This window comes from Micromonospora sp. GCM10011541 (assembly GCF_042650725.1).
GTDB lineage: Bacteria > Actinomycetota > Actinomycetes > Mycobacteriales > Micromonosporaceae > Micromonospora > Micromonospora sicca.
In genome coordinates this window covers 1-1477 of record NZ_JBHSBP010000050.1, presented here as the reverse complement: position 1 = coordinate 1477, position 1477 = coordinate 1, and the positions used below count along the sequence as shown (strand labels likewise).

Annotated in this window: 2 protein-coding genes; one reads left to right on the top strand and one right to left on the bottom strand. The window is 76.7% G+C overall.

Annotation, left to right across the window (positions count from 1 at the left end):
- Window positions 1-492 (bottom strand): MurR/RpiR family transcriptional regulator (locus ACFOYX_RS21535; protein ID WP_377534287.1); only part of this gene is annotated, 492 nt, incomplete at its 3' end.
- 198 nt (window positions 493-690) lie between these two features.
- Here ACFOYX_RS21535 and ACFOYX_RS21530 point away from each other — a divergent pair.
- On the top strand, window positions 691-1477 hold a 787-nt coding region (locus ACFOYX_RS21530; RefSeq protein WP_377534286.1), incomplete at its 3' end, for a BadF/BadG/BcrA/BcrD ATPase family protein.

Genomic DNA, 1477 nt, shown 5'->3' with positions numbered 1-1477 from the left:
CCCGGCGATGGCCACGGCGGCCCGCTCCACCTCGGCCAGGTCGAGCAGCGCGGCCGTGTCGTGCATGGCCCGGGTGTCGGCGGCCATGATCTGGTCGAGCACCCGGGACAGCGGGTCGCTGGGCTGGATCTCCCGGCCGATGTCGACCGTCCAGCCCGCCGAGCGGGCCCGGCCGGTCTCCGACGCGATGCCGAGTCGCAGGTCCGCGTAGCCCTCGAAGCCCATGGCCCGGCAGAACCGGGTGATGGTCTCCGGCGAGGTCCCGCTGCGCTCGGCCAGCTCCACGATGGTGGCCCGGGCCGCCGCCTTCGGGTCGCTGAGCACGTGCTCAGCGACCCGGCGCAACGCCCCCGTCAGCTCCCCCGCCCCGGCCCGGACCCTGGCCAGCACCCCGTCCGCGGAGACGGTCACCGCACCCCGGCGGTCGACCGCGTCGGCGTCGACCACCGCGTGCAGGTGCAACGCGGGGGTGTCCACCTCGTGATCAACCATGGGGCGCCTTTCCGAAAAGACTGTTAACTGTTAGTGGTAAAATTTCTTACTGAAGGCCCCTCCATGTCAAGACCGTGGGCGAAGTTTTCAAACTGTTACCTGGCGCACACCGCGCGGCGGGGCCTCGGATCTTGCCTCGGGCAGCCGGGCCGACCAGCATGAAGGCCGCCAGCCACCGACCCCAGGGAGGCCCACCGGATGTCCGGCACCGTCGTGGTCGGCCTCGACGTCGGAGGTACGTCCACCCGCGCGGCCGCGCTGAGCCTCGACGGGGTACGCCTCGGCGCCGGCCGGGCCGGCGGCGGCAACCCGACCAGTCACGGCGCCGAGCGGGCCGCCCAGGAGCTGCTGGTGGCCCTACGCGCGGCGCTCGCCGAGGTGGACCCGCCCCGGGTGCGCGCCGGCGCCATCGGGCTGGCCGGGGCCGGCCGGCTGCTCGCCGACCCCGCGGGCCGGGCGGCGTTCGACCGCGCCTGGCACGACGCCGGCCTGCGCTGCCCGTACGCGGTGCACGGCGACGCCCTCGTCGCGTACGCCTCGGGCACCGCGGTCCCGGACGGCACCGTGCTGATCGCCGGGACCGGGGCGATCGCCGCCCAGGTACACGACCTGCGCCTGGACCGCACCGCGGACGGGCACGGCTGGCTCCTCGGCGACGCCGGCTCCGGCTTCTGGCTCGGCCGCGAGGCGGTCCGCCGGCTGCTGACCGACCTGGACCGGGCCCGGCCGCCGGGCGTCCTCGCCACCCGGGTGCTCGCCGACCTGACCGGCACGGCCGAGGTGGCGGCCCGACCCCGCGCGACCGCCGAGGCGGTGGTGCAGGCGGTGACCCGCCGCCCGCCGGTGGAACTGGCCCGGCTCGCCGCGCTGGCGGTCGCCGCGGCCGCCGAGGGCGAGCCGACCGGCCTCGACCTGGTCGCGCAGGCCGCCGCCCTGCTCGCCGAGAGCGTCACCCGGATCCGGCCGGCGGGCGCCAGCGACCCCG